Source organism: Rhodococcus sp. IEGM 27 (genome assembly GCF_033142305.1).
Lineage (GTDB): Bacteria > Actinomycetota > Actinomycetes > Mycobacteriales > Mycobacteriaceae > Rhodococcus_F > Rhodococcus_F oxybenzonivorans.
This window is the reverse complement of record NZ_JAWLSG010000005.1, coordinates 1-24829: the sequence shown is the minus strand read 5'-3', so window position 1 is coordinate 24829 and position 24829 is coordinate 1. Positions and strand designations below refer to the sequence as shown.

The following is a 24829-nucleotide window of genomic DNA, read 5'->3' as shown; positions in this document are numbered from 1 at the left end:
GGAACGTCCACACCTATGCTCGTCCGATGGCCTCAGCGATTTCCGTCCGAGCACTGACCAAGAAATTCGGTGACGTCCTCGCCCTCGACGGCCTCGCTCTGACAGTGCAGTCCGGCGAGGTGCACGGTCTGCTGGGGCCCGGCGGTTCCGGCAAGACCACCACGATCCGGATACTGCTCGGATTGCTCCGCCCCGGCGGTGGCACGGCCAGAGTGCTCGGTCAGGATCCGTGGCGGAACTCGGCCTCCCTACACAGGCGCGTCGCGTACGTGCCGGGCGAGGTGGCGCTCTGGCCCGGCCTCACCGGCGGGCAAGCGATCGACGTCCTCGGCCGGCTCCGCGGCGGCCTCGACCCGGCCCGGTGCCGATCGCTGATCGAACGTTTCGAGCTCGACCCGACGCGCAAGGGCCGGACCTATTCGAAGGGTGATCGCCAGAAGATCGCATTGGTGGCGGCGCTCGCCGCCGACAGCGAACTGCTCGTCCTCGACGAACCGACGTCCGGGCTGGATCCGATGCTCGCAGCGGTCTTTCGAGAGTGCGTCGCCGAGTTCGCGGCCGGCGGAGGCACGGTGTTGTTGTCGAGCCACAGCCTCGCCGAGATCGACACTCTGTGTAGCGCCGTCACCATTATTCGCGCCGGCCGCACCGTGCAGGCGGGGAAGCTGTCGGATCTGCGCGGGTGTCACCGAACCACCGTCACCGCCACCACCCGAATTCGACCGCACCCCATCGGCAATGTGCCGGGAGTCCACAATCTGCGCGGCGGCGACGACCGCCACACGGTCACCTTCGACGTCGACCCCGAACAGCTCGATCCGGTTCTCACCACCCTGACCGGGTTGGGGATCGTCTCGATCGTCGCGAACCCGCCGACACTCGAGGACGTGCTCCGTCGCGAGAACCGCGGCGAGGCCAAGGTACTGGCCGGCGGGCAGTCCCGGTGAGCCGGTTGAGCGGCACCGGGGTTCTCACCGAACTGGCGGTCCGAACCGACCGGGTTCGAATTCCCGTGTGGACGGTCGCCATCGTCGGGCTCACTGTCCTCGTCGCGTGGAGTTGCTCGACGACCTACCCGACCGCCGTCGCCCGGCAGGCCCGGGCCGGGCTCCTCTCCTCCCCTGCCGCGACAGCCCTCGCCGGTCCCGGATACGGACTGGACCACTACACGCTCGGCGCGATGGTGGCCAACGAGGTCGCCGGGATGACGATGGTGGCGGCAGCCGTCATGTCCGTGCTGCTCGTGGCCCGACATCTGCGCGCCGAAGAGGAGTGCGGACGCCTCGAGTTGGTGCATACCGGTGTCGTGGGACGCTATGCGAATCTCACGGCCGGTCTGATCTCCGCTGCGCTCGCCAACGTCTTCGTCGGCCTGCTTCTCGTGATCGGACTTCTGGCAGTGGGACTTCCGCCGGTGGGATCACTCACCATGTCGGCCGGGGTCCTGGTGGTGGGTCTCGTGTTCACGGCGTTCTCCGCGCTCGCATCCCAGTTGACCGAGCATGCCCGCACGGCGAGCGGTGCCGGCATCGCCGCGATCGGCGTCGCCGTCGCTCTCCGCGCCGTGGGCGATGTCCGGCACGAGCACAGTGGCAGCCTTCTCACCTGGGTGTCGCCGCTCGGATGGTCGCAAGCAACCCGCGCCTACGTCGACGAACGATGGTGGCCACTGCTGATCGGTCTCGCCGCCTCAATGGTCATCGCGGCGTGCGCGTACGCCGCCGTCGACCGGCGTGACGTCGGTTCCGGACTGTTCCCACCCCGACGCGGTCACGCTCGAGCAGCCCCGTCCCGCGCGGCAATTGCGGCTTTGGCAGCACGAGGTCTGCAAGCTCAGGCCCTCGTGTGGGGTTTGGGAGTATTTGCGCTGTCGCTCCCCCTCGGAATCCTCGGTCAGCACGGGAAGGTGCTGCCCGCACGCACGACCGTCGACGAGGTATCGGCTCATCACCTGGTAATTCTGGCGGGACTGGCCGCGGCGTACGCCGTGGCTGCGTTCACATCGGTATCCGCGCAGGAATCATCCGGCACGACCGACGAGGCCGTGGCCGCAGCGGGGTCGCGCACGAGGTGGTTCGCCAGCCATGTGCTGATCATCGCCGGTGCGGCCGCCACGATCACTCTGGCCGCGGGCATCGGCTCGAGCCTCACCTCGGCCGCTCCGATCGGGGCTGCTCTGAACGTCGTACCCGCACTGTTCCTGATGGTCGGCCTGGGCGCAGCCGTGTACGGGCTCGTCCCGCGGGCGTTGCCTCTGTTGTGGTCGTACCTCGGTTATGTTCTGGTCGCCGCACTGTTCACCCATGTGCTTCCGGAGAGGTTCGGGGTGCTGTCACCGTTCCACCACACCCCGAACCCGCCAGCCGAGTCCTTCCTCCCGCCATTCGTGCTTCTCGTTTCCGCGACTGTCCTGGTTCTCGCCGGCGCCGCCGGTTTCCGCCACCGGGACGTCGGCCGCCGCCAGCTACATACTCGGTACCGCCACCAGGCCCAGCTCTGAGGGGTCGACGAGCAGCCGGTGCTTCGGGAGCACTCGCACCGTGTAGCCGACGGACCCCGACAGCGGAAGGGCGGTGTCTGCGACGAACAAGTCCGTAGCACCGTCGGACCCGTCGTGCGTCATCGGAACGGTGACGATGTCGCTGAGCTCCTCGTCCAGATCCGTCTTTCCGATGACAGCCTGCACCGTGACGTCCTCGACGGACAACGCACCGAGCCGGATATGGGCGCGCAGCACCAGGTTGGCGCCGATCTCCGGGGTGTCGGGAAGTCCCTCGCCGTCCACCTGCAACACCGCAACCGACGGCCAGGCGGCCTCGACGCGATGCCGGAACTCGGCCAGCTCGCGGGCGCCGGCGTAACCGTCGGCCGCCACCGTACGCGCCGAATCCGCTGCGGGCGCGTAGTACTGGACGGCGTAGTCACGCACCATTCGCGAGGCCAGCACCTTGGGACCCAGGTTCTGCAGGGTGTGCCGGACCATCTCTACCCAGTGCACAGGCAAACCGTCCGGACCGCGGTCGTAGAACCTCGGCAACACTGCCCGCTCGAGCAGTTCGTACAGTGCGCTGGCTTCCAGGTCGTCCCGGCGCGTCTCGTCGACGACCCCGTCCGCCGTCGGGATGGCCCAGCCGTTCTCGCCGTCGAACATCTCGTCCCACCACCCGTCCCGGATCGACAGGTTCAGTCCACCGTTCAACGCGGATTTCATCCCCGACGTCCCGCAGGCCTCCAGTGGGCGCAGCGGATTGTTGAGCCACACATCGCAACCCCAATACAGATACCGGGCCATCGACATGTCGTAGTCGGGCAGGAACACGATCCGATGCCGCACGTCCGCTGCGTCGGCGAACCGCACGATCTGCTGGATGAGAGCCTTGCCCCCGTCGTCAGCCGGATGACTCTTCCCCGCGACCACCAGCTGGACCGGCCGCTTCTCGTCGAGGAGCAGTGCGCGCAGCCGGTCGGGATCGCGCAGCATCAGGGTGAGCCGCTTGTACGTGGGAACCCGGCGGGCAAAGCCGACGGTGAGGACACCCGGATCGAAAACTTCGTCGGTCCATCCCAATTCCGCGGAGGTGGCGCCCCGCTCGATCCAGGATGCCCGCACGCGTCGTCGTACCTCCTCGACCAGTTTGGTGCGGAGGCTGTTGCGCGTGGACCACAGCTCGTCGGCGGACAGTTCTTGCAATCGCTCCCACCCCTTGGCCTCCTCCACCAGCTCGGGTCCGAGGATGCGGGTGGCGAGGTCGACCCATTCCGGTGCCGCCCAGGTGGGGGCGTGGACACCGTTGGTCACCGAACCGATCGGGACCTCGTCGGCGTCGAAGTTCGGCCACAGTGGCCGGAACATGGCGCGACTGACGATTCCGTGCAGTTTCGACACTCCGTTGGCACGCTGGCCGAGGCGCAGACCCATGTGCGCCATGTTGAATACCGACGGATCCGGCTCGCTGCCGAGGCCGATGATGCGATCCATCGTCAGCCCGGGGAGCAGCGCAGATTCGTTCTCGGCGTTGTCCCCGCCGAAGTAGTGCCGGACCAGGTCCGCGGGGAATCTGTCGATTCCGGCCGGAACAGGCGTATGCGTCGTGAAGACGGTGCCTGCGCGCACGGTGGCCAGAGCTTCGTCGAAAACAAGTCCCGCACCGGTCACCAACTCGCGGATTCGCTCGAGTCCGAGGAATCCGGCGTGTCCTTCGTTCATGTGGAAGACCACGGGATCGGGCAGATCGTGCGCCTGAGTGTATGCCCGCACCGCGCGGACCCCTCCGATACCGGCCAGGATTTCCTGCTTGATCCGGTGATCCTGGTCGCCGCCGTACAGCCTGTCCGTGACCCCACGCATCTCGGCGTCGTTCTCGGCGATGTCGGAGTCGAGCAGCAGCAGCGGTACCCGGCCCACCTGAGCGATCCATACCCGGGCGCGCAACACTCGGCCACCGGGAACCGCAACGTGAACGAGGATGGGAGAGGCAGTTCCGGCGTCCGGACCCGACTCCGTCAGCAAACGCAGCGGCAATCCCTGCGGGTCGTAGGCCGGGTAGTGCTCGGACTGCCAGCCGTCCGCGGTCAGCGACTGCCGGAAGTACCCCGATCGGTACAGCAGGCCCACACCGATCAGCGGAAGACCCAGATCGGATGCCGCCTTCAGGTGATCACCGGCAAGAATGCCCAGCCCACCGGAGTAATTGGGCAGCACTTCGCTGACACCGAACTCCATTGAGAAGTAGGCGATCCCACCCCCGAGCGAAACACCTTTCGCCTGTTGATTCTGGTACCAGCGCGGCCGGGACAGGTACTGGTCGAGATCGGTGGCGGCGGCGTCGAGGCGGGCTAGGAAGGGGACGTCCTCGGCCAGCTCGTCCAAGCGAGCCGGCTCGACTTCACCGAGCATCCGGATGGGGTCGTACTGCACGCGCCGCCACAGGTCCTCGTCCAGCAGCGAAAAGAGCTCCTGCGTGGCCGTATGCCACGACCAGCGCAGATTCGTCGACAGCGGGCCGAGCGCGGCGAGACGCTCGGGAAGGTGGGCTCGGACAGTGAACCGACGCAAGGCTTTCACTTCGCGAACAATAATGCACTTCCGGCCGGGTGGTGTCGTGTCGCGGGATGCGAGCGAGTTCGGCCCACCTGCCACGGCGCGCGGTCCAGTCTCCAAGCCCCTCCCGCGGGGCGCTGTCGCCAACTGGGACAGGGACCGGTCTGCTCCATTACGGTTGAAACCGGCGGCGGAACGAAGCGTCGTCGGCAACTTCCGACTATGGAACGGAGCCCAGTGTGACAGGTCGACTCGGCATCGACGACGTGATGCCCGACATCTCGGGCGGGCGTTACCCTGCCAAGGCTGTTGTCGGTGAGGTATTTCCCGTGCGGGCGAAGGTATGGCGGGAGGGGCACGATGCCGTAGCCGCCACTCTCGCGGTGCGAGGACCCCGTACAGCATCCTCCGGCGGATCGGCGACCTTTCGCATTCCCATGAACCCTGGACCTGCGCCTGACACCGTCGACGGTTCCTTCACGCCCACCAGTGAAGGAATGTGGACCTTCCGGATCGAGGCGTGGAGCGACCCGATCACCACCTGGAAGCATGCCGTGGAGGCCAAGCTCTCGGTCGGGCAGGGGCCGTCCGAGCTGGCCAACGATCTGGAGAACGGCGCCCGGCTGTTCGAGCGTGCCGCCAAGGGTGTCCCGCGGAACGACCGTTCGCGGCTGATCGGTGTCGCCGCATCGTTGCGATCCGAGCATCCGCTCGGCGAGCGGGTGGCCCCGGCATTCGGTTCGGACGTCGCCGAACTTCTGCGGGCGCATCCCTTACGTGATCTGGTCACCAGAAGTGAAGCGCACAGTGTCCTCGTCGACCGCACACGGGCGCTCTTCGGGTCGTGGTACGAATTCTTCCCCCGGTCGACGGGAGGCTGGGACGAGAACGGGAAGCCCCGGCACGGCACCTTCGCCACCTCCGCCGCCGCGCTGCCCCGGATCGCGGCCATGGGCTTCGACGTCGTCTACCTGCCGCCCATCCACCCGATCGGCGTGATCAACCGCAAGGGACCCAACAACACGCTGACTCCCGGGCCGGACGACGTGGGCTCGCCGTGGGCGATCGGATCGGCCGAAGGCGGTCACGACGCGATACATCCGGAGCTCGGAACGATGCAGGATTTCGAGGCGTTCGTCGCTGCGGCGCGCGCACTCGACCTCGAAGTCGCCATCGACCTCGCGCTGCAGTGCGCGCCCGACCATCCGTGGGCGCGGGACCATCCGGAATGGTTCACGGTCCTTCCGGACGGCACCATCGCCTACGCGGAGAACCCGCCGAAGAAGTACCAGGACATCTATCCGGTCAACTTCGACAACGACAAGGACGGCATCTACGCGGAGGTCCTGCGTGTGGTGCGGCACTGGATCGCCGCGGGGGTGAAAATCTTCCGGGTCGACAATCCGCATACCAAGCCACCGGACTTCTGGGAGTGGCTGATCGCGGAGGTCAAGAAGACCGATCCGGACGTGTTGTTCTTGTCCGAGGCATTCACCCGGCCGGCGCGACTGTACGGACTGGCCCGGCGCGGGTTCACTCAGTCGTACACCTATTTCACGTGGCGGACGGCCAAATGGGAGTTGACCGAATTCGGCAATGAGATAGCAGCGAAGGCCGACGAGGCGCGGCCCAACCTCTTCGTCAACACCCCGGACATCCTGCACGAGAGCCTGCAAACCGGTGGTCCCGGCATGTTCGCGTTGCGCGCCGCACTGGCCGCGACTCTGTCACCGACGTGGGGCGTCTACTCGGGTTACGAACTGTACGAGCACCTTCCGGTGCGTCCGGGGAGTGAGGAGTATCTCGACTCCGAGAAGTACCAGCTGCGCCCCCGCGATTTCGAAGGTGCCGCCGCCCGCGGTGAGTCCCTCGATTCATGGCTCACCGCGCTCAACCGCATCCGCCGTCAGCACCCGGCGTTGCAGCAGCTGCGAAACCTGCACTTCCATCACGTCGACAACGATGCACTCATCGCATATTCGAAGTTCGACGCGACCACGGGTGACGCCGTGCTGACGGTGATCAACCTCAATCCGTTCGGCGCCGAGCAGGGAACGGTGTGGCTCGACATGCCGGCACTCGGACGTGACTGGCACGACCATCTACCCGTGCTCGACGAGGTCACCGGGGAGCAGTACCACTGGGGGCAGGCGAACTTCGTGCGTCTCGAGCCCTGGCGTTCGGTGGCCCATATTCTGGCTCTGCCGTCCATTCCCTATCCGGCCAGGACGAAGCTGGCATACCGCGGAGGTACATAGTGGCCGTCCAACCGCCCACTGCAATCGCACCCGACGACGCCGATCTGGATCTGCTGGCGCGGTGCATTCACCACAACCCGCACTCTGTCCTCGGGGCACACCCCCACCCCGACGGCACGGTCATCCGTGTTCTGCGCCCGCGGGCCGAGTCCGTCGAAGCGGTGATCGGCGGAAAGAGCTTCCCACTCGAGCACATCGCGCACGGTATGTGGGGAGCGCTGGTTCCCTACCGTGACCTGATCGATTACCGGGTGTCGACGACGTGGCCCGGCGGCCACACCGACCTCGCGGCGGATGGCTACCGCTTCCTGCCGACCCTCGGTGAGCTCGATCTGCACCTCTTCGGGGAGGGCAGGCACGAGCGCCTGTGGGAAATTCTGGGGGCGCACCGACGGTCGTACGACACCCCGGACGGAACGGTGACCGGCACGTCGTTTGCCGTCTGGGCACCCGCTGCCCGTGGGGTCAGCGTGATCGGCAGCTTCGACGGCTGGGGCGGCGAGACCTTTCCCATGCGGGTGCTCGGCTCCACCGGTGTCTGGGAGCTGTTCATCCCCGGTATCGAGGTCGGCGAGCTGTACAAGTTCCGCGTCCACGGCCGTGACGGAAGCGTGCGGGACAAGGCGGACCCCATGGCGTTCGCCACCGAGGTGCCGCCGGCGACAGCGTCCCGCGTGGCGATCAGTACGCACGAATGGGATGACGCCGAGTGGCTCGAGCAGCGGGCGAGCACCGACCCGACACAATCGCCGATGAGTGTGTACGAAGTGCATCTCGCCTCGTGGCGTCCCGGGTTGAGCTACCGCGACATGGCCGAGGAATTGGCCACCTACGTCACCGAGTGCGGTTTCACCCACGTGGAGTTGCTGCCGGTCGCCGAGCACCCGTTCGGTGGATCCTGGGGTTACCAAGTGACGTCGTACTATGCGCCCACGTCGCGCTTCGGCTCCCCCGACGATTTTCGGTGGTTCGTCGACCGCCTCCACAAGTCGGGGATCGGCGTAATCGTCGACTGGGTACCTGCCCATTTCCCGAAGGACGAGTGGGCGCTCGCCCGTTTCGACGGCACCCCGCTGTACGAGCACGGGGATCCCCGGCGCGGTGAGCAGCTCGACTGGGGAACCTACGTCTTCGACTTCGGCAGACGCGAGGTCCGTAATTTCCTCGTTGCCAATGCCCTGTTCTGGCTCGACGAGTTCCATGTGGACGGGCTCCGCGTCGATGCGGTGGCGTCGATGCTCTACCTCGACTACTCGCGACCGGAAGGCGGCTGGACGCCCAACATCCACGGTGGCCGGGAGAATCTCGAAGCAGTCGACTTCCTTCAGGAAATGAACGCGACGGTCCACAAGCACCATTCTGGGGTCGTCACGATTGCCGAGGAGTCGACGGCGTGGCCCGGTGTCACCCGCCCGACGAACATCGGCGGTCTCGGATTCAGCATGAAATGGAACATGGGCTGGATGCACGACACCCTCGGGTATCTCGGTCACGATCCCGTCCATCGGAGCTATCACCACCACGAGATCACCTTCTCGCTCGTCTATGCGTGGAGTGAAAATTATCTGCTGCCCATCAGCCACGACGAGGTGGTGCACGGCAAGGGCACGTTGTGGACTCGGATGCCAGGTGACGACTATGCGAAGGCTGCGGGTGTCCGGTCTCTGCTGGCGTACATGTGGGCGCACCCCGGCAAGCAACTGCTGTTCATGGGGCAGGAGTTCGGCCAGACGCGGGAGTGGTCGGAAGAGCGCAGCCTCGACTGGTACGAAATCGACGATCCCCACACCGGACGCTTGCACGGCGGTCTCCTGAAACTGATCGGCGATCTCAATGCCACCTACAGGGCGCATCCGGCGCTGTGGACGCTCGATACGTCCCCGGGCGGCTATTCGTGGATTGATGCCAATGACACCGCGAACAACGTTCTGAGCTTCCTCCGCTACGGCACCGACGGTTCGATAGTGGCGTGTCTGTTCAATTTCTCGGGTACGCCACACGGCAGTTATAGAGTGGGCTTGCCCGAATTGGGCACATGGCGTGAGATTCTCAATACCGACGCCGAAATCTATGGGGGGTCGGGTTGGGGAAATCTCGGGGCAGTGACGGCAACTTCGCAGCCATGGCACGGGCGGCCCGCCTCTGCCGAGGTGGCATTGCCGGCCAACGGCGCGATCTGGATGAGTCTGGAGCGTTGATGAGAGCACGGCGTTGTTGACCAGACGTCGGCAGTGGGTCGTGGGTATGAGTGTGCTCGCCCTGGTCGTACTGTGCGGCTGCGCGCGATCGATCGACGGTGACGCCGCCTCCATCTACGACGATCCGTTCAAGGTCGCCGGTCTGGACGCCACGTCCGGGCCGAGTGGCGCCCGGAAGGGGGTGCCGGACGCCGACCTTCCCGTCACCGGTACCGACGGCGGCGAGATCGACACGATGGTCGCCAACGCTGTCAGCGACATCGAGTCCTACTGGCGCACCCAGTTCCCCGCTCTGTTCCATCGCGACTTCGAACCGGTCGAAGAACTGATTTCGTGGGACCCCCGGGATTCGGACGGTCCGCGGTTCTGCGGGGACGGCACCGAAGAATTGCTCAATGCCGGGTATTGCAGCACCGACCACACCATCGGCTGGGACCGCGCGCTCCTCCTACCCGAGGTCGTGGAGAAGTTCGGTGTGGTGGCCGCGGTTTTCGTCCTCGCCCACGAGTACGGGCATGCCGTTCAGACCAAGGCGGGAATCGCCGAGGTCGAGGTAGGCGGGGGCATCGTTCGCGAGCAGCAGGCCGACTGCTTCGGCGGGGCATTCATGCGGCACATCGCGGAAGACAAGTCACCCCACTTCACGTTGAACACCTCCGACGGGTTGAACAAGGTGCTGGCGTCGGCGGTCGCGATCGGCGATACCGATCCCAGCGACCCCGGCAATGTTCACGGTTCGGCGTTCGAGCGGGTCACCGCCACGCAGATCGGATTCACCGACGGCCCCGCACCCTGTACGCGCATCGACGAGAAGGAGATCGATTCTCGCCGTGCCGACCTCCCTCAGTTCTTCGCCGATGAATCCGACGACGGTGAACTACCCGTCACCGAGGAGTCGCTGGAGGCGTTCTTCACGTCGTTCCAGCAGATCTTCAATCTCAGCGATCCGCCGGAGCTGAACTTCGACGGCGCCGACCTCGGTTGCAGAGACGCGGAGGTCACCGAGCCCGTGTCGTTCTGTCCGGCGAGCAACACCATCGGCGTCAGTGTCGATGCCCTTGCCGAGCGTGGCACACCGGGCCGGCTGGGCCGGCGCGAGCTGTTCCAGACCGATCTGACCGGCGACTACAACGCATACGTTCTGCTGGCGTCGCGGTACACCCTGGCCCTGCAGAAGGACCGTGGAGACGACCTGCATTCACCGCAGACAGCTCTGCGCGCCGCCTGTTTGTCCGGCGTCATCACCACGGCGCTGAGCCCGGAAAATCCGGCCACCCTCGAGGAGGGCAGTGTGTGGCTTTCCCCCGGCGACCTCGACGAGGCAGTGTCGGGGCTGCTCACCGACGGGCTCGCCGCCAGCGATGTCAACGGCGAAACCGTCCCGAGTGGGTTCTCCCGGGTCGACGCCTTCCGCACCGGGGTGCTGGGCGGCGAGCAGGCCTGCGAGGGACGCTACCGCTGACCCGCCCCGGGCACCGGTCAGTACAGCGCGGCCGCGAGTTTCCTGCGTGCCGCCATGACCACCGGTTCGGCAGGGTCGAACAATTCGAACAGCTCGACCAGGCGGGTACGGACCCTCGTCTTGTCGTCGCCGGCGCTCCGAGCAATCACACCGATCAACCGGGCGAAAGCAGCTTCCGGGGCCTGCGAGTAGAGCTCCACGTCGGCGGCCTGCAGCTGAGCATCGATATCGTCGGGCGCCGCATCCGCCGCCGCGACGGCAGAGGGATCCACCGATTGCACGCGGGCGAGGAAACGAACCTGCCGAAGCGCACCCTGCGCTTCGGCGTTGGCGGGTTCCTCGTCGAGGATGCGCTGGAATGCGGCTTCTGCGCCGGCCAGATCGCCTTCGTCGAGGGCTGCCTCGGCAGCAACGAAGCGGGGGTCCTCCGGTTCCGGCTGGTCGGCGTCTGCACCATCCGACGGAGGGCCGCTGAGCTTTCCGGCGACTGCCTGCGCAATGGCGGCCAGCCACTGACGCAGTTGCGGTTCGGGCTGCGCACCCTGGAAGTCCGCCAGGGGCTGCCCCGCCGCGATGGCGACGACCGTCGGGACCGACTGGACCCCGAATGCCTGGGCGATGCGCGGGTTGGCGTCGACGTCGACCTTGGCAAGCACCCAGGTGCCACCCGCCTCGTGAGCCAACTTCTCGAGCAGCGGCGAGAGTTGCTTGCACGGCTCACACCAGGTGGCCCAGAGGTCGACGACGACCGGGACCTGCTGGGACCGGACGAGCACCTCGGCTTCGAAGTTGGCCTCGGTGACCTCGACGACCGGGGCGAGCCCGGAACCGGCGGCAGAGGGCGCGGCTCCGTTTCCGGAGGGTGCAGGGGGCGGGGTGGTGGCGCGCTCCTTGAGTGCTGACAGATCGACTGCGCCGGTCATGGCGGCGGCCACTGCAGAGGAACGCGCGGGAGGACGAGAACCTGGTCGAGTCACGCACCCAGTTTGTCACGATTCGTGGGCGTACCGGAAAGCGGGCAGACGACCCCGAGGGAGGCGCGACCTCCTTCGGCCTCAGACGAGCGAAGGCGTGTTCTTCGTTGCGCTCTCGTCGGACAGTTCAGCCATGCGACCGGCGCGGACGGCCCAGACCTCGAACACGACCGTGCCGAAGGGGGGAATGCTGGCAACGAGCGCCCAGAACGTGGTGAGCAGAGACCAGCTCAGCTTTCGTGCCGTCCACAGCGCGATCAAGACGTACAGGACGAATACACCCCCGTGGAGGGGGCCGAAGATCTTCACACCGATCTCGTTGCCGTCGGCGGGCAGATACTTGAAAGCCATACCGATGAGGAGGCCGAGCCAGGTGATTGCTTCCAGAATTGCGACAAATCGGAAGCGCTTGGCCGTGGTGCTGAGATCGAAGACGTTCGCCATGGCGACCATTGTGCCCGACTATCTACGACGGTCCGTAGTGGTGTGAGATACACCACCACGGCTCGTCGCCCATCTACTTCTTGGGGACGCGGACGATCAGGGCGTCACCCTGACCGCCGCCGCCGCACAGTGCGGCCACACCCACACCGCCGCCGCGGCGTTGCAGCTCGAGGGCCAGATGCAGGGTGATCCGCGCCCCGGACATGCCCAGCGGATGCCCCACAGCGATCGCGCCGCCATTGACGTTGACCTTCGCCGGATCCAGCCCCAGCTCACGGGTCGAGACGATCCCGACAGCCGCGAAGGCCTCGTTGATCTCGACGAGATCGAGATCCTTCGGGTCGATGCTCTCCTTCGCGCACGCCTTCGCGATCGCCCGGGCCGGCTGCGACTGCAACGTCGAGTCGGGTCCGGCGACCACCCCGTGTGACCCGATCTCGGCCAGCCACTCGAGACCGAGCTCCTCGGCCTTGGCCTTGCTCATCACGACCACTGCCGCCGCACCGTCGGAGATTTGCGACGCGGACCCGGCCGTGACCGTCCCGTCCTTCGCGAAGGCGGGACGCAACTTTGCCAACGTGTCGATTGTGGTGTCGGCGCGCACCCCTTCGTCAACGGCGAAGACCACCGGATCGCCCTTGCGCTGCGGGATCGACACGGGCACCACCTCGTCGTCGAACAACCCGTCCTTCCACGCCCGGGCCGCGTTCTGGTGCGACGCCGCCGCGAACGCGTCCTGATCCTCGCGGCTGACCGGGACACTGTCGGACTTGTTCCGTGCCTCCGTCAGATTTCCCATGGCCTGATCGGTGAAAATGTCGTGCAACCCGTCGAACGCCATGTGATCACGCATCGTCACATCGCCGTACTTGAACCCCTCCCGCGACTTCTCCAGCAGATGCGGCGCCCGCGACATCGACTCCTGCCCACCGGCAACGACCACCTCGAACTCCCCCGCCCGGATCAACTGATCCGCCAAAGCAATCGCATCGATCCCCGACAAACACACCTTGTTCACCGTCAACGCCGGCACATCCATCGGAATCCCCGCCGCGACCGCCGCCTGCCGCGCCGGCATCTGCCCCGCCCCCGCCGTCAGGACCTGACCCATGATCACGTACTCCACCTGATCCGGCGCCACCCCCGCCTTCTCCAGCGCACCCTTGATCGCGATCCCACCCAGATCCGAACCCGAGAAATCCTTCAACGAACCCATCAACCGACCCATCGGCGTACGGGCCCCGGCAACAATCACAGAACTGGTCACGTTTTCCTCCGCGGATCCTTCGATTTCTGTCGGCCGATCACGTCCGGGCGAACACGTCTGCGTGCACAGCACGACGGAAGTCACATCCCGACGAGAACTACAGAAACGGTAGCGCTAACGTCGAGGGCATGACACAGACCTCCCCCTCTCAGCCCCCGTCGCCGCTGTCTTCGGACCTGGTGACCGCAATCGACCACGTCGGCATAGCCGTTCCCGACCTCGATTCGGCCATCGCGTGGTACGCGGAGCATCTCGGCATGGTGTCGACCCATGAGGAAGTGAACGAGGAGCAGGGCGTGCGTGAGGCGATGCTCAGCGTTGTCGGCGCGCCCGAAGGCAGTACCGCGCTGCAGCTGCTCGCCCCGCTGAACGAGAGCTCGACCATCGCCAAGTTCATCGACCGGAGCGGTCCCGGTCTCCAGCAGCTGGCGTACCGCGTCACCGACATCGACGCCCTCTCCGCTCAGCTCCGCGATCGCGGCGTACGCCTCTTGTACGACGCTCCCCGCCGCGGTACCGCGGACTCGCGGATCAACTTCGTCCATCCCAAGGATGCCGGCGGAGTCCTCATCGAGCTCGTGGAGCCGTCGTCAGGCCACTGAGGCGGAGCCGTCGTCAGGCCACTGAGGCGGAGCGGTCGTCAGGCCACTGAGGCTGTAGGCCCCGTGGCCTGCGCCGGAGCGGTGAAGACCAGGTAGGCCGAAAGACAAGCACGGCTTTGCCCAGGTAGATTGGCGGCCATGGTAAACGAGCAGGACCGCGGTTCGATCCCCCTTCCGTTCTCCGTGGCGCGTAAGGGCTTCGACCGGGACGAGGTGCGCAACTACTTCGAGCGTTTCGATGCGGAGTTGCGCGTGACGGCGGCCGACCGGGACGCGGCGGCGGCGCAGGCACGCGATCTCGCTAAGCAGCTCGACGATGCGCGGGACGAGATCGACGAGCTCCGCAAGGACGTCGATCGCCTGTCCGTTCCCCCCACTACCGCGGAGGGTATGAGCGACCGCATCTCGCGGATGCTCCGCCTGGCGTCCGACGAAGCCTCGGAGGTGCGTGCCAAGGCCGAGGCCGATGCTGCGGAGATGATCTCGATCGCCGAGCAGGAGGCCGCTCAGCTTCGTGGCCAGTACGAGTCCCTGGTCGCCGAACTCGAGGACCGTCGTAGCGCCCTCGAGACCGAGCACACGCAAACCATGGCCAAAGCCCGCACCGAGGCGGCGCGCATCGTCGAGGCGGCGCAGGCCGAGCGTGACCGCCTCGCCGCCGAGGCCGAGCTGCGCCGGGCGCAGGTGCAGGAAGATTTCGACCTCTCCATGTCCGAGCGCAGGCAGAAGACGATTGCCGCGGTCAACGAACTCGAGGCGACCAGCAAGGCCGAAGCTCAGCGACGACTCGCCGACGCCACGCACGAGGCGGAGCGCAGGCTGCAGGCGGCCACCGACCAGTCGGAGCGCAAGATCGCCCACGCCAAGGAACTTGCCGAGGAGCTTCGCGTACTCCGCGGCCGAATCCTCGCTCAGCTGTTGGGCATTCGGGGTCAGCTCGATTCGGTTCCCGCCATGCTGGCGTCCGTCAACCGGGAGAGCGAACTACTGGACGCCCACCCCGAGACCGCCCTGCAGTCGAACGCACGCTCCAACGAGAGCAACGACTCCCGGTCTGCGCAGAAACACGCTCCCGCGCGAAACGAGTCCACCTCAGCTCGGGTCGAGTCCGACGACAAGGCAGACGATCACTCGGATACCGACGCCGACACCGCAGTCCTGTCGGCGGTCGACGAGGAATCGAACGCCGACTCGGCGGATCAGCGGACGGTCAAGACGGGCAGCTAGGACCACCGGCGCGTCAGGCCCCGGGTGCTGCGTCCCGACCAGCACCCGGTGTGCCAGTGCCGCCGGTCATCGGCCCCGCCGTATTCCGCGGGCCACGTCACGAGATGGGGTACCCCCGGCCGGATGTCGTGATCGCAGCCCGGGCACCGGTAGGTCTTGGTGGCGCGTGACCCCGGGATGGCGCGCACGACGTAGTCCTCGTCGCTGTACCCGCCGGGGCCCGATTCCCGGCGTGTCAGTGCATCGCCGAACCCTGCTTCGTCGCGGTTCGCATTGGACGCACCTCGACGCGTGGTCCTGGGTTGGGGTTTGCGACGGGGCACGGAACCAGCCTAGGTCTCAGAAAAGCCGGAACTCGGTGCTCTCGGTGCCCCGGAGCGCTTCGTAGTCGAGCACCAAGCATCGGATCCCGCGGTCCGTGGCAAGAGTTTTCGCTTGAGGCTTGATCTGTTGGGCGGCGAAGACTCCGCTCACCGGCGCGAGCAAGGGGTCCCGGTTGAGAAGTTCGAGGTACCGCGTCAACTGTTCGACTCCGTCGATGTCACCTCTGCGCTTGATCTCGACGGCGACGGACGCGCCATCGGCGTTCCGGCACAGGAGGTCGACCGGGCCGATGGCCGTCATGTATTCGCGACGCACGAGTGTGTATCCGGTGCCCAGCGTCTCGACGTGTTCGGCAAGCAGTTCCTGCAGGTGCGCTTCGACGCCGTCCTTGACGAGTCCGGGATCGACCCCGAGCTCGTGGCTGGAGTCGTGCTCGATGTCCTCGATCGTGATGCGTAGTTCCTCACCGGCCTTGTTGGTGACAACCCACAGTGCTCCGCCGTCGTCCGCGGCTCCTTCGACGAGCCAGCACGGCGGGCTCATCCAGTTGAGCGGCTTGTAGGCGCGGTCGTCGGCGTGAATGCTCACCGATCCGTCGGCCTTGATCAGCAACAGACGACGCGCAGTGGGAAGATGTGCCGTCAAACGGCCTACGTAGTCGACTCGGCATCTGGCAATCACTAGGCGCACTCGATCACCCTAAGGGATCGCGCCGACTAGTCTCGAATGACTATGCGCCGCCCTCGCAGATCTGTCGCCCCGCTGGGGTCGTGGTTGCTCGGATCGCCGGACGAAAGCCCGCGCCGCCGCCGCGTCCGAGTCCAATTACTGCTCACCGCTCCGTTGGTGGTCACCAACCTCATCGGGGCACTGATCGCGTGTCTGCTCATCAGCGTGGTCGTCCCCGGGCCGAGCGTGTGGTCCGGTGAATTCATGCTCGCCAATTTCGTCGCGGTGCCGGTATTCGTGCTGACAGCAGTGTTGATCGGGGTGACGTGGGGCACTCGGCGGATCGTCTCCGACCTTCGATGGTCCACAGTCGACCGCGACCCCACCGAGAGCGACCGTGCGGCTGCGTTCCGGGCGCCGTGGCGGCTGACGCGAGTTCAGGCGGCCCTGTGGGGTCTGGGATGGGTGTTCTTCACCGCGCTGTACGGCATCATCAACCCGCAAACAATCCCCAAAGTGGCATTCACCGTTGCCTTTGCCGGAATAACCATCTGTGCGTTCTGCTATCTACTCACCGAATTCGCCCTGCGCCCCGTCGCAGCCCGGGCGCTGAGTTCAGGAGAACCGCGGACCCGCCGGACCCTGGGTATCACCGGTCGAACCGTGCTCGCCTGGGTCCTCGGAACCGGAGTGCCATTGCTCGGACTGATGCTCATCGCTGTGTTCAGTTTCATTCGCTACGCCAGTCCCACCAGCCTTGCGGTGTCGATCCTCGCGCTCGGTGGTGTAATCCTCTGTTTCGGCTTGCTGCTCGTCGTGATCAGCGTGCGGGCCACCGAGGCTCCGATCCGATCGGTGCAGTTAGGGATGGCCGAGGTCGCCGACGGGAAGCTGGACGCCGAGGTGATCGTGTACGACGGTACCGAACTGGGCGAGCTGCAGACCGGCTTCAATCGCATGGCCGAGGGCCTGCGCGAGCGCGAAAAGATCCGCGATCTCTTCGGACGACACGTCGGGCAGGAGGTTGCGAGCAATGCGCTTCGCCACCGGCCGGAGCTGGGCGGTGAGGAGCGGGATGTATCCGTGCTCTTCGTCGACATCATCGGATCAACCACCTTGACCGCCACCCGCTCCCCCGCGGAGGTCGTGGACTTACTCAACCGATTCTTCAATGTCGTGGTCGACGAGGTGGACCGCCGATGCGGGTTCGTCAACAAGTTCGAAGGTGATGCCGCGCTGGCCATCTTCGGTGCACCGGTCGCGCTCGACGATCATGCGGGTGCAGCACTGTCCGCCGCTCGTGCTCTGCGCGAACGGCTCGCCGCCGAGGTCCGCGAGTGCGAGGCGGGCATCGGAGTTGCGACCGGGCGCGCGGTCGCGGGCAACATCGGAGCACACGAACGATTCGAGTACACGGTGATCGGCGATCCCGTCAACGAAGCGGCGCGTCTGTCCGAGTTGGCCAAGAACGTCCCCGGACGGCTTGTGGCCTCCCAGCGTGCCACCGACGCAGCAGGCGAGGACGAACGGCGGCAGTGGACACTCACGGACAGCGTGACTCTCCGCGGTCGCGTGGAACCCACCCGGCTGGCTGTTCCCACGGCGCTACTCGAGGGAGCGTCCACCGTTTCGGATCAGGGCGCCGATTCCGTCGAGTAGGCGGGCGAGACCGAATTCGAAGGCATGGTCGGGGGCGAAGGCGGCGTTGTGGTGTTCGCCGGCCGAGGCCCCGACTCGGGCGGCAAGCGGAAAGCGGTCGGGGTCGAACACCTTCTCGAAATGCGGCGCAATGCTGCGCCACCATTCGCTGTCGGCGTCTCCCCGCGCAGCCAGTGATGCCGCTTCGGCGGCGGCCCGCGCGGCGCCTACCGCGAAACTGTCGAGCAGGGTCACCACGGAGTCCATCTCGAGGTCTGACAGTCCGAGCCCTTCGACCGCAGCCAGCTCGCGCTCGTACTTCGCCATAGCCCCGGGTCCCAGCACCGGCCGGCTGAGTGTGACGACGTTCAGCATCCACGGATGGGCGCGGAGAAGCTCGAAATAGCCGCGTGCTGCCGCGGCGAGCCGATCCCGCCACCCTGCAACCGGGTCGTCGGGGGCGGCGTGGAGAGTGGACAGCACCCGGTCGGTCATCACATCGACCAGTTCCACCTTGCCGGGAACGTGCGTGTACAGCGACATCGCCCCGGCTCCGAGCTTAGCTGCGACGCGGCGCATCGAGACAGCATCGAGTCCCTCCGCGTCGGCGAGGCCGATCGCGACGTCGACGATGCGGTCGAGGTTCAGCCCCGCCTTTCCCCGACGGGGCCGCGACACGGGCGCACTGCCACCGCCCCACAGCAACTCCATGGTTCGAGCCGGGTCGCCGCCCTGTGGTGTCGCGATTCCAGCCATGCCGGAATCTTCCCATGGCGTCTCGGGAACTCGAGGGATCACCGCGTCGTTGACGTACGACGTACCGTATGAGGCGCTGGCATGTGGGGCGGTGTCGCCTGCACGTCCGCTGGAAAGGGTGAAGTTGTGACAGTAGAGCCGGCTCTCAGGAGCTTCGCGGCCACGTTCGTACCCGCCGAAGTTCCGCGGAACGCACACCTTGTCTTCTGGAACGACGAACCACAGGGTGCCCCTCCCCCGAACTCGGACTCGTACACGCGCCTCGCCGTCGGCGAGCATGCGGTAGCCAGCCTTCCGACGCGGCGAGTATCCCTGCGCGACGCGCTCCCCATACTCTTGACCCTGCCGGCCGAGGCCGAGGTCCACCGGTCGGTCGCCTTCTTCGCCGCCTGCGGTCGGACCGCCGTCGCGTATCTCGCGAAGGGTTCGATTCTTCCGTCTGTGACCGCGGGCGGACAGGACGTGTGGCGACTCGGCGTCCTCGACACGGACGAGCAACGCCACCTCAGCAGCCTTGCCGCTGCCCTTCCACCCGAGGCCCGCGCGATCCCCTCGGGTGAAGTGTCCGAGGACGCAAGGGCGGTCCTGCTTCCGGCTGCGTCGGAGGTGGTGCGCGGCTTTGTGACGTCCGTCCTCGATGCGCTTCCGAGGTTGTGCGCCCCCGCCGAGTCCGACGCCTTACCGTATCTGGGATGGGACACCGTCAGTGTTCCCCGACTAGGGGCCTGGACCGCCTCCCACGCGCCCACGACCGTGGCTCTGTCCCTGCGCATCGATCCGGTTCCGACCATGGGAACCGTCGATCTGGTGGACAGCGATTTCGACGCCACCCTCCAGGTGCACGGGGTGGACAGGCCCGGGATCGTCTGCGACGCCGTGGATCTCTGGCGCCATCCGAGCATGGCGGAGTCCGCATTCATGGTCGACCCGCGGATTGCGGTGCTCGAAGCTCTCCGTCGTGCCGCGCTTCGGTGGGCACCGCTCGAGGATCTCCTGCGCTCCGAGGCGCCGGATCGAATCAGGCTCGACGACGACGACGTCGCAGCACTTGCCGGTGACGCCGGCGCTCGTCTACGCGATGAAGGCATCGAGATCCACTGGCCGCGGGAGCTGATGACGCAGACATCGACCCGCATGGTTCTGGGCGATTCCGCGTTGAGTGAGGGGCCAACCGCGTTCGGTGGTGACCACGCCTTCCGGTTCGACTGGCGGGTGGCGATCGGTGACGAGGTGCTCACCAGGGAGGACATGGAGAAGCTGGTCGCTTCCGAACGCGCCGTGGTGCGACTGCGTAATCGCTACGTGGTCGCCGACTCGGCGCTCGTGCGGAAGACCCTGCAGCGGCGAACCGGCACGATGCCGATGGTCGAGGCACTACGCGCCTCGTTGACAGGGCGAACCGGCCGCGGCGAGGGAGAGTGTCGTGTCGATACCTACGGAACACTCGCCCGCACGGCCCGAGAACTCACCGACAAGATCACCTTCGACGTGCCCGTGCCGGCCGCGCTGCGCGCACAGCTGCGGGACTACCAACTTGCCGGCTTCCGATGGCTTGCCGCGCTCACCTCCCGCGGGCTGGGGGCTTGCCTGGCCGACGACATGGGACTCGGTAAGACGTTGACCCTCATAGCGCTTCACGTCCACCGTCAGCAGGAAGTCGAGACCTCGGGACCCTCCCTCGTCGTCTGCCCCGCATCCTTGTTGGGCAACTGGCGCCGTGAGATCGAACGCTTCGCCCCGGATACGAGAGTCTTCGTCCATCACGGCCCGAGACGATCAGCTCCGAGTGAGTACCTCACGGACAGCGCCGACGCGATCGTGTTGACCACGTATGCGACGATGCGGCTCGACGCCGGCGCCCTCGCCGCGACCTGGTGGGGACTCGTCGTCGCGGACGAGGCCCAGCATCTGAAGAATCGCAATGCCTCGGTCACGAGAGCTCTGCGCACTGTCCCGGGACGGGCTCGCGTAGCCCTCACCGGAACGCCGGTGGAGAACAGACTCAGCGATCTGTGGTCGATACTCGACGGTGTCACACCCGGTCTCCTCGGCACATACGCACAGTTTCGGCGGCGCTACGACAACCCGAGCGGCGGCGACGGCGTGGATCGTGCCAGCGAGCTGGCCGGCCTCATCGCACCGTTCGTCCTACGCCGAAAGAAGTCGGATCCCGGGATAGCCCCGGAGCTTCCGCCGAAAACCGAAATCGACGTCGATGTCGGGCTCACTCCAGAGCAGGCCGCGTTGTACGAAGCGCTCGTCCGGGAAGCTCTCGAACAGATTCGCAGCAGCGACGGCATGCAGCGTCGCGGCGGTATCGTGTCCCTGCTGACCGGCCTCAAACAGATCTGCAACCACCCTGCGCAGTACCTCGGGCAACAGCCCACGTCCCTGAGGGGCCGCTCCCAGAAGATCGACCTCCTCGACGACCTGGTCGACACGACTCTGTCGGAGGACGGCCGATCGCTGGTCTTCACCCACTTCACTGCGATGGGGCGACTTTTGCTGCAGCACCTTAGCTCCCGCGGTATCGAGTGCGAATTCCTCCATGGCGGCATCTCGGTAGCTGCCAGGGAGGAACTGGTGGAACGGTTTCAGAGTGGCGACATACCGGTCTTGATTCTGTCCCTCAAAGCCGCGGGGACCGGACTCAATCTGACGCGAGCGGATCACGTCGTCCACTTCGATCGCTGGTGGAATCCGGCCGTCGAAGACCAAGCAACCGATCGTGCCTACCGAATCGGCCAGCACCGGCCGGTGGTGGTCCATCGCTTCGTCACCGCGGGCACCATCGAGGAGCGCATTGCCGGCATGCTCGACAGCAAACGAGCGCTCGCGGACTCGGTCCTACTTCGTGGTGCCGGCGCCTTCACCGAACTGACCGACGGGGAACTCACTGAACTCGTGGCGTTGAGCCCCGACTATCATTTCGGAGGCATCCTGTGACGACGACCGCGTTGACACTTCCCCCCTTCGGGGTCCAGAGGGGCAAACGTACTCGCGGTAGGACCTGGTGGGCCCAGCAGTGGGTGGACGATCTCGAGCAATCTGCACTCGACTCTCACACGCTGAAGCAGGGACGAGCTCATGCCCGCGGCGGAATGGTCGGCCCGCTGACCTTCGCCGCCGGACTTCTTTCCGCCGACGTGCATTCCAGCGACGAGCTCCTGCACGTGCGCATTCGTGTCGATGTTCTCGACGGTGCAGAGTGGGAGCGGGTATCTGCCGCGCTCGGCTCGAGGAGTGGCCACGTCGCCCAGTTGTCCAGCGGAACGCTTCCGCGCGAACTGTACGAAGATCTCGCGGCAATCGGCATATCGCTCCTGCCTTCGATGTTCGATGCGAACGCGACATGCACGTGTGAGGAGTGGGACGCGCCTTGCCGACATGCCGCGGCGGTCCTGTACCAGGCCGCGTGGATACTCGACGACGACCCGCTGCTGGTGTTTCTGCTCCGCGGCCGCGAGGGTCGGCAACTGCTCGACTTGCGGCACGAATCGCACCAGGAGAACCTTTCGGACTCCTCGTTCGCCGCCACATCGAGGCCAACGCCGGCCGCCGACGCCTACACTGACGTCCCCGGCCACTTGCCGACGATGCCGACTACCGAGGGGGCCGTCCCGCTGCGTCCCGGTTGGCTGGACGATGCGCCGCCCGAAGTTCACGCAGACGCCATCTGGTCGGCGATGCTCACTGCGATTTCGCGATACGGAGATCCTGTCTGACGCCGTTCGTCAGTCCCGGCACGACGCTCGGGCCCACAACCCTCGCCCCGGTCGCCGGGTACGGCGTACAGATCTTGACGTCATGCACGAAGCACCAGCGCCAGTTGTCCCCGGGATGCAGAGACTGTGCGATCGGATGCCCGCTGGTCTGTGCGTGGTGTCTGGCATGGCGCATTGGTGACGAGTCACTGCAGCCGACGTACCCACACGTCAGGCACAGCATCAGGTGTGCCCACCGGGTACCGAGTGCGAGACAGCCCTCGCACCCGTCCGACGTATGCGCGACGACGTCGCGAATCATGTTCAGATCAGGATCGTGCCAGGTATCGGATTGGATCATGTCGCCACCCCTCATCCCCAAGATTGACGCCTGCCGGCGCGCACCACATGGTCACGGCGGAACGAAAGAGTCTGACGGAAATCGGCACGAACGCACACCCTTGGGGGTTTCGACCCTGGATATCCGGGGTAGATCAAGGCATGGATCTGGAAGCATCCCCAGACCCCAGGGTGGTCGACACTCCTCGGGCATCCGACCTCTGTACCGTTCTGGCACTCACAGCGGACATGCATGACTCCGGTGATCGGGACACTGTCCTCGGCGTGATGCGGGAGGCCCTTGGTCACTTGGGACCGTTCACAGTGGAACCGGTGGCAGGAGATACCGACGGATTCTGGCGTCAGCGCATTCTGTTCGACGACTCTTCGATCGACACCATCGCGCTGATGATCCGGGCGACTCGTCCACCATCCCAGAGGGAAGTCACTCTTCTCGAACTGCTGATTCAGCACACGGTGTCTGCCCTGCGTTCCGCCTCCCGCGCCTTGCACGCAGAAGCGCAGGCACGCAGTGTGCGAGAAGAAGCCTCCGACGAAGTCGCGGCAGTGTCGGAGCAGCTGGCCGCAGTGTCGGAGCAGCTCGAGCGACTCCAGTCCGAAGCGAGGATCCGCGAAACGCTCGATCGGCTTTCTCTCGCGGGCGCGTCCGAAGCGGTCATCGCGGATACCCTCCATCAGCTGACCGGACTACCCGTGGGGGTCGAGGACCAATTCGGCAACCTCCGGGTCTGGGCCGGTCCCGGAAAGATGCCGCGATACCGTCGAATTGGGGGCCGGAATCGAGTCGACGTCGTCCGCCGAGCCACTATGGAGGGCAAACCCCTGCGGGAGGACAACCGGATCCTGCAGATCGTGCGGCCCCGTCAAACTCTGCTGGGGATCGTGTACCTCTGCGACCCAGAACACGAGGCGACGGACTTGGACACGTTCGCGCTGGAACACGCCGCGAAGGTCCTCGCCATCGAGATGGCGCACGAACGGTCGTTGGCGGAGACCGAGGCACGGTTGAGCCGCGACCTCGGGGACGATCTCCTCTCTGGAACCGACGACGACAGTGCCTACTCGCGTGCCGAAGCACTTGGCTACGACCTTCACGAACCGCAGCGCGTTCTGGTGGTCGAGTGGGATTCGGAGACGAATGCCGATACCGTGTCCGACGCCCTACACCGATACTTCGCCTCGACCGATTCCGCGGCCCTTCTCATGCACCGCAGCGACCACGGTTCTGGGGTCGTCGCCGCGATTACACAGTCGAAAACCGATGCGGTTGAAGCGTTCCGGACTGTGGAGAAGACCCTCGGGCCGGCGAGCGGAGTGATGGGTGTCGGATCAGAATGTTCGTTACCCAGTGAGATACCTCAGTCGTACAGGAACGCAGTACGAGCCCTGGAAATACGAAAGCAATCACTGTCGCCCTGGGGCGTGACTCATTTTGACGAATTGGGCGTATACCGCATCCTCGACGCGCACGCCACGACACTCGACGTCGAAAATTTCGTTCAGGAATGGCTCGGACCGCTCCTCGACTACGACCGTGACCACCACAGCACCATGACAGCCACCTTGGCCCAGTATCTGGACTGCGGTGGCAAGTACGACGAAACTGCTCGCGCTCTCCGAATTCACCGCAGTACCTTGAGATACCGCATGTCCCGTATACACGAACTCACCGATCGTGATCTCCGGAGCGTCGATACCCGATTGAACCTTCATCTCGCCACGCGGGCGTTGCAGGTACTCGCCGGCGCTACCCGACCATGAGGGTCCCGGGACCATCCATTTTTGTTGTGGAATGCCGGAAGCCCCCCAACAGCTGTTGGGGGGCTTCCGGTAACGGATGTTCGGCGGTGTCCTACTCTCCCACACCCTGTCGAGTGCAGTACCATCGGCGCTGGAGGGCTTAGC

The 24829-nt window shown here is 65.9% G+C and carries 19 protein-coding genes; 11 read left to right on the top strand and 8 right to left on the bottom strand.

Annotation, left to right across the window (positions count from 1 at the left end):
- The first annotated feature begins 26 nt into the window (after positions 1–26).
- Together R4P95_RS17990 and R4P95_RS17985 are read left to right on the top strand one after the other, a co-directional pair.
- On the top strand, positions 27–947 hold the full coding sequence (locus R4P95_RS17990) for an ABC transporter ATP-binding protein (protein ID WP_317746395.1): 921 nt from the start codon (positions 27–29) through the stop codon (positions 945–947).
- Entirely contained in the window at positions 944–2500 is a 1557-nt protein-coding gene (locus R4P95_RS17985) for an anibiotic ABC transporter (protein ID WP_317746396.1), read from the top strand. Before R4P95_RS17990 ends, R4P95_RS17985 begins: the two co-directional genes overlap by 4 nt.
- On the opposite strand, the gene glgP is transcribed toward R4P95_RS17985, so the two are convergent.
- Positions 2465–5065: an alpha-glucan family phosphorylase gene (glgP, locus tag R4P95_RS17980; protein WP_317746397.1), complete on the bottom strand. Its 2601-nt coding sequence runs from the start codon at positions 5063–5065 to the stop codon at positions 2465–2467. The genes R4P95_RS17985 and glgP overlap by 36 nt on opposite strands.
- Positions 5066–5280: 215 nt before the next feature.
- Here glgP and R4P95_RS17975 point away from each other — a divergent pair, with 215 nt between their 5' ends.
- From R4P95_RS17975 to R4P95_RS17965, 3 genes are read left to right on the top strand one after another with little or no spacing between them, the layout of a single operon-like run.
- Positions 5281–7299, top strand: a complete 2019-nt coding sequence (locus R4P95_RS17975) for an alpha-1,4-glucan--maltose-1-phosphate maltosyltransferase (protein WP_213572649.1) — start codon at positions 5281–5283, stop codon at positions 7297–7299.
- Complete coding sequence (gene glgB, locus R4P95_RS17970) at positions 7299–9497, top strand: 1,4-alpha-glucan branching protein GlgB (RefSeq protein ID WP_317746398.1); 2199 nt, start codon at positions 7299–7301, stop codon at positions 9495–9497. The genes R4P95_RS17975 and glgB overlap by 1 nt, the downstream gene beginning before the upstream one ends.
- A gap of 46 nt (positions 9498–9543) precedes the next feature.
- The gene (locus R4P95_RS17965; protein ID WP_213572651.1) at positions 9544–10959 is read left to right on the top strand and encodes a neutral zinc metallopeptidase; all 1416 of its coding nucleotides are present in this window, start codon (positions 9544–9546) and stop codon (positions 10957–10959) included.
- 17 nt (positions 10960–10976) lie between these two features.
- On the opposite strand, the gene R4P95_RS17960 is transcribed toward R4P95_RS17965, so the two are convergent.
- The 3 genes from R4P95_RS17960 to R4P95_RS17950 form a co-directional block, all read right to left on the bottom strand.
- Complete coding sequence (locus tag R4P95_RS17960; protein ID WP_213572652.1) at positions 10977–11882, bottom strand: tetratricopeptide repeat protein; 906 nt, start codon at positions 11880–11882, stop codon at positions 10977–10979.
- Between the two features lie 132 nt (positions 11883–12014).
- A complete protein-coding gene (locus R4P95_RS17955; protein WP_213572653.1) occupies positions 12015–12386 on the bottom strand; it encodes a DUF3817 domain-containing protein in 372 nt (123 codons plus the stop codon).
- A gap of 64 nt (positions 12387–12450) precedes the next feature.
- Positions 12451–13644: an acetyl-CoA C-acetyltransferase gene (locus R4P95_RS17950; RefSeq protein WP_213572654.1), complete on the bottom strand. Its 1194-nt coding sequence runs from the start codon at positions 13642–13644 to the stop codon at positions 12451–12453.
- A 128-nt stretch (positions 13645–13772) separates the two neighbouring features.
- Here R4P95_RS17950 and mce point away from each other — a divergent pair, with 128 nt between their 5' ends.
- Together mce and R4P95_RS17940 are read left to right on the top strand one after the other, a co-directional pair.
- A complete protein-coding gene (gene mce, locus R4P95_RS17945) occupies positions 13773–14246 on the top strand; it encodes a methylmalonyl-CoA epimerase (protein WP_109328733.1) in 474 nt (157 codons plus the stop codon).
- A gap of 138 nt (positions 14247–14384) precedes the next feature.
- Positions 14385–15473 carry a hypothetical protein gene (locus R4P95_RS17940; protein ID WP_317746399.1) on the top strand — a complete coding sequence of 363 codons (1089 nt, stop codon included), beginning with the start codon at positions 14385–14387 and terminating at the stop codon, positions 15471–15473.
- Here R4P95_RS17940 and R4P95_RS17935 read toward each other — a convergent pair.
- On the bottom strand, positions 15470–15796 hold the full coding sequence (locus R4P95_RS17935) for an ATP/GTP-binding protein (protein ID WP_213572657.1): 327 nt from the start codon (positions 15794–15796) through the stop codon (positions 15470–15472). The two genes, R4P95_RS17940 and R4P95_RS17935, sit on opposite strands and share 4 nt — an antisense overlap.
- A 16-nt stretch (positions 15797–15812) precedes the next feature.
- Positions 15813–16487, bottom strand: coding sequence for an endonuclease NucS (nucS, locus tag R4P95_RS17930; protein ID WP_109328727.1), 675 nt, complete (start codon positions 16485–16487; stop codon positions 15813–15815).
- A 42-nt stretch (positions 16488–16529) separates the two neighbouring features.
- On the opposite strand from nucS, the gene R4P95_RS17925 reads away from it, so the two are divergent.
- The gene (locus tag R4P95_RS17925; protein WP_213578117.1) at positions 16530–18125 is read left to right on the top strand and encodes an adenylate/guanylate cyclase domain-containing protein; all 1596 of its coding nucleotides are present in this window, start codon (positions 16530–16532) and stop codon (positions 18123–18125) included.
- On the opposite strand, the gene R4P95_RS17920 is transcribed toward R4P95_RS17925, so the two are convergent.
- The gene (locus R4P95_RS17920) at positions 18072–18860 is read right to left on the bottom strand and encodes a TetR/AcrR family transcriptional regulator (protein ID WP_317746400.1); all 789 of its coding nucleotides are present in this window, start codon (positions 18858–18860) and stop codon (positions 18072–18074) included. The genes R4P95_RS17925 and R4P95_RS17920 overlap by 54 nt on opposite strands.
- Positions 18861–18986: 126 nt before the next feature.
- Between R4P95_RS17920 and R4P95_RS17915 the strand changes: the two genes are divergently transcribed.
- On the top strand, positions 18987–21806 hold the full coding sequence (locus R4P95_RS17915) for a DEAD/DEAH box helicase (RefSeq protein ID WP_317746401.1): 2820 nt from the start codon (positions 18987–18989) through the stop codon (positions 21804–21806).
- A complete protein-coding gene (locus R4P95_RS17910; RefSeq protein WP_317746402.1) occupies positions 21803–22585 on the top strand; it encodes an SWIM zinc finger family protein in 783 nt (260 codons plus the stop codon). The genes R4P95_RS17915 and R4P95_RS17910 overlap by 4 nt, the downstream gene beginning before the upstream one ends.
- On the opposite strand, the gene R4P95_RS17905 is transcribed toward R4P95_RS17910, so the two are convergent.
- Positions 22551–22886 carry a UBP-type zinc finger domain-containing protein gene (locus R4P95_RS17905; protein WP_280123308.1) on the bottom strand — a complete coding sequence of 112 codons (336 nt, stop codon included), beginning with the start codon at positions 22884–22886 and terminating at the stop codon, positions 22551–22553. The genes R4P95_RS17910 and R4P95_RS17905 overlap by 35 nt on opposite strands.
- Positions 22887–23065: 179 nt before the next feature.
- Here R4P95_RS17905 and R4P95_RS17900 point away from each other — a divergent pair, with 179 nt between their 5' ends.
- Positions 23066–24685 carry a PucR family transcriptional regulator gene (locus tag R4P95_RS17900; RefSeq protein WP_317746403.1) on the top strand — a complete coding sequence of 540 codons (1620 nt, stop codon included), beginning with the start codon at positions 23066–23068 and terminating at the stop codon, positions 24683–24685.
- Positions 24686–24829 lie beyond the last annotated feature (144 nt).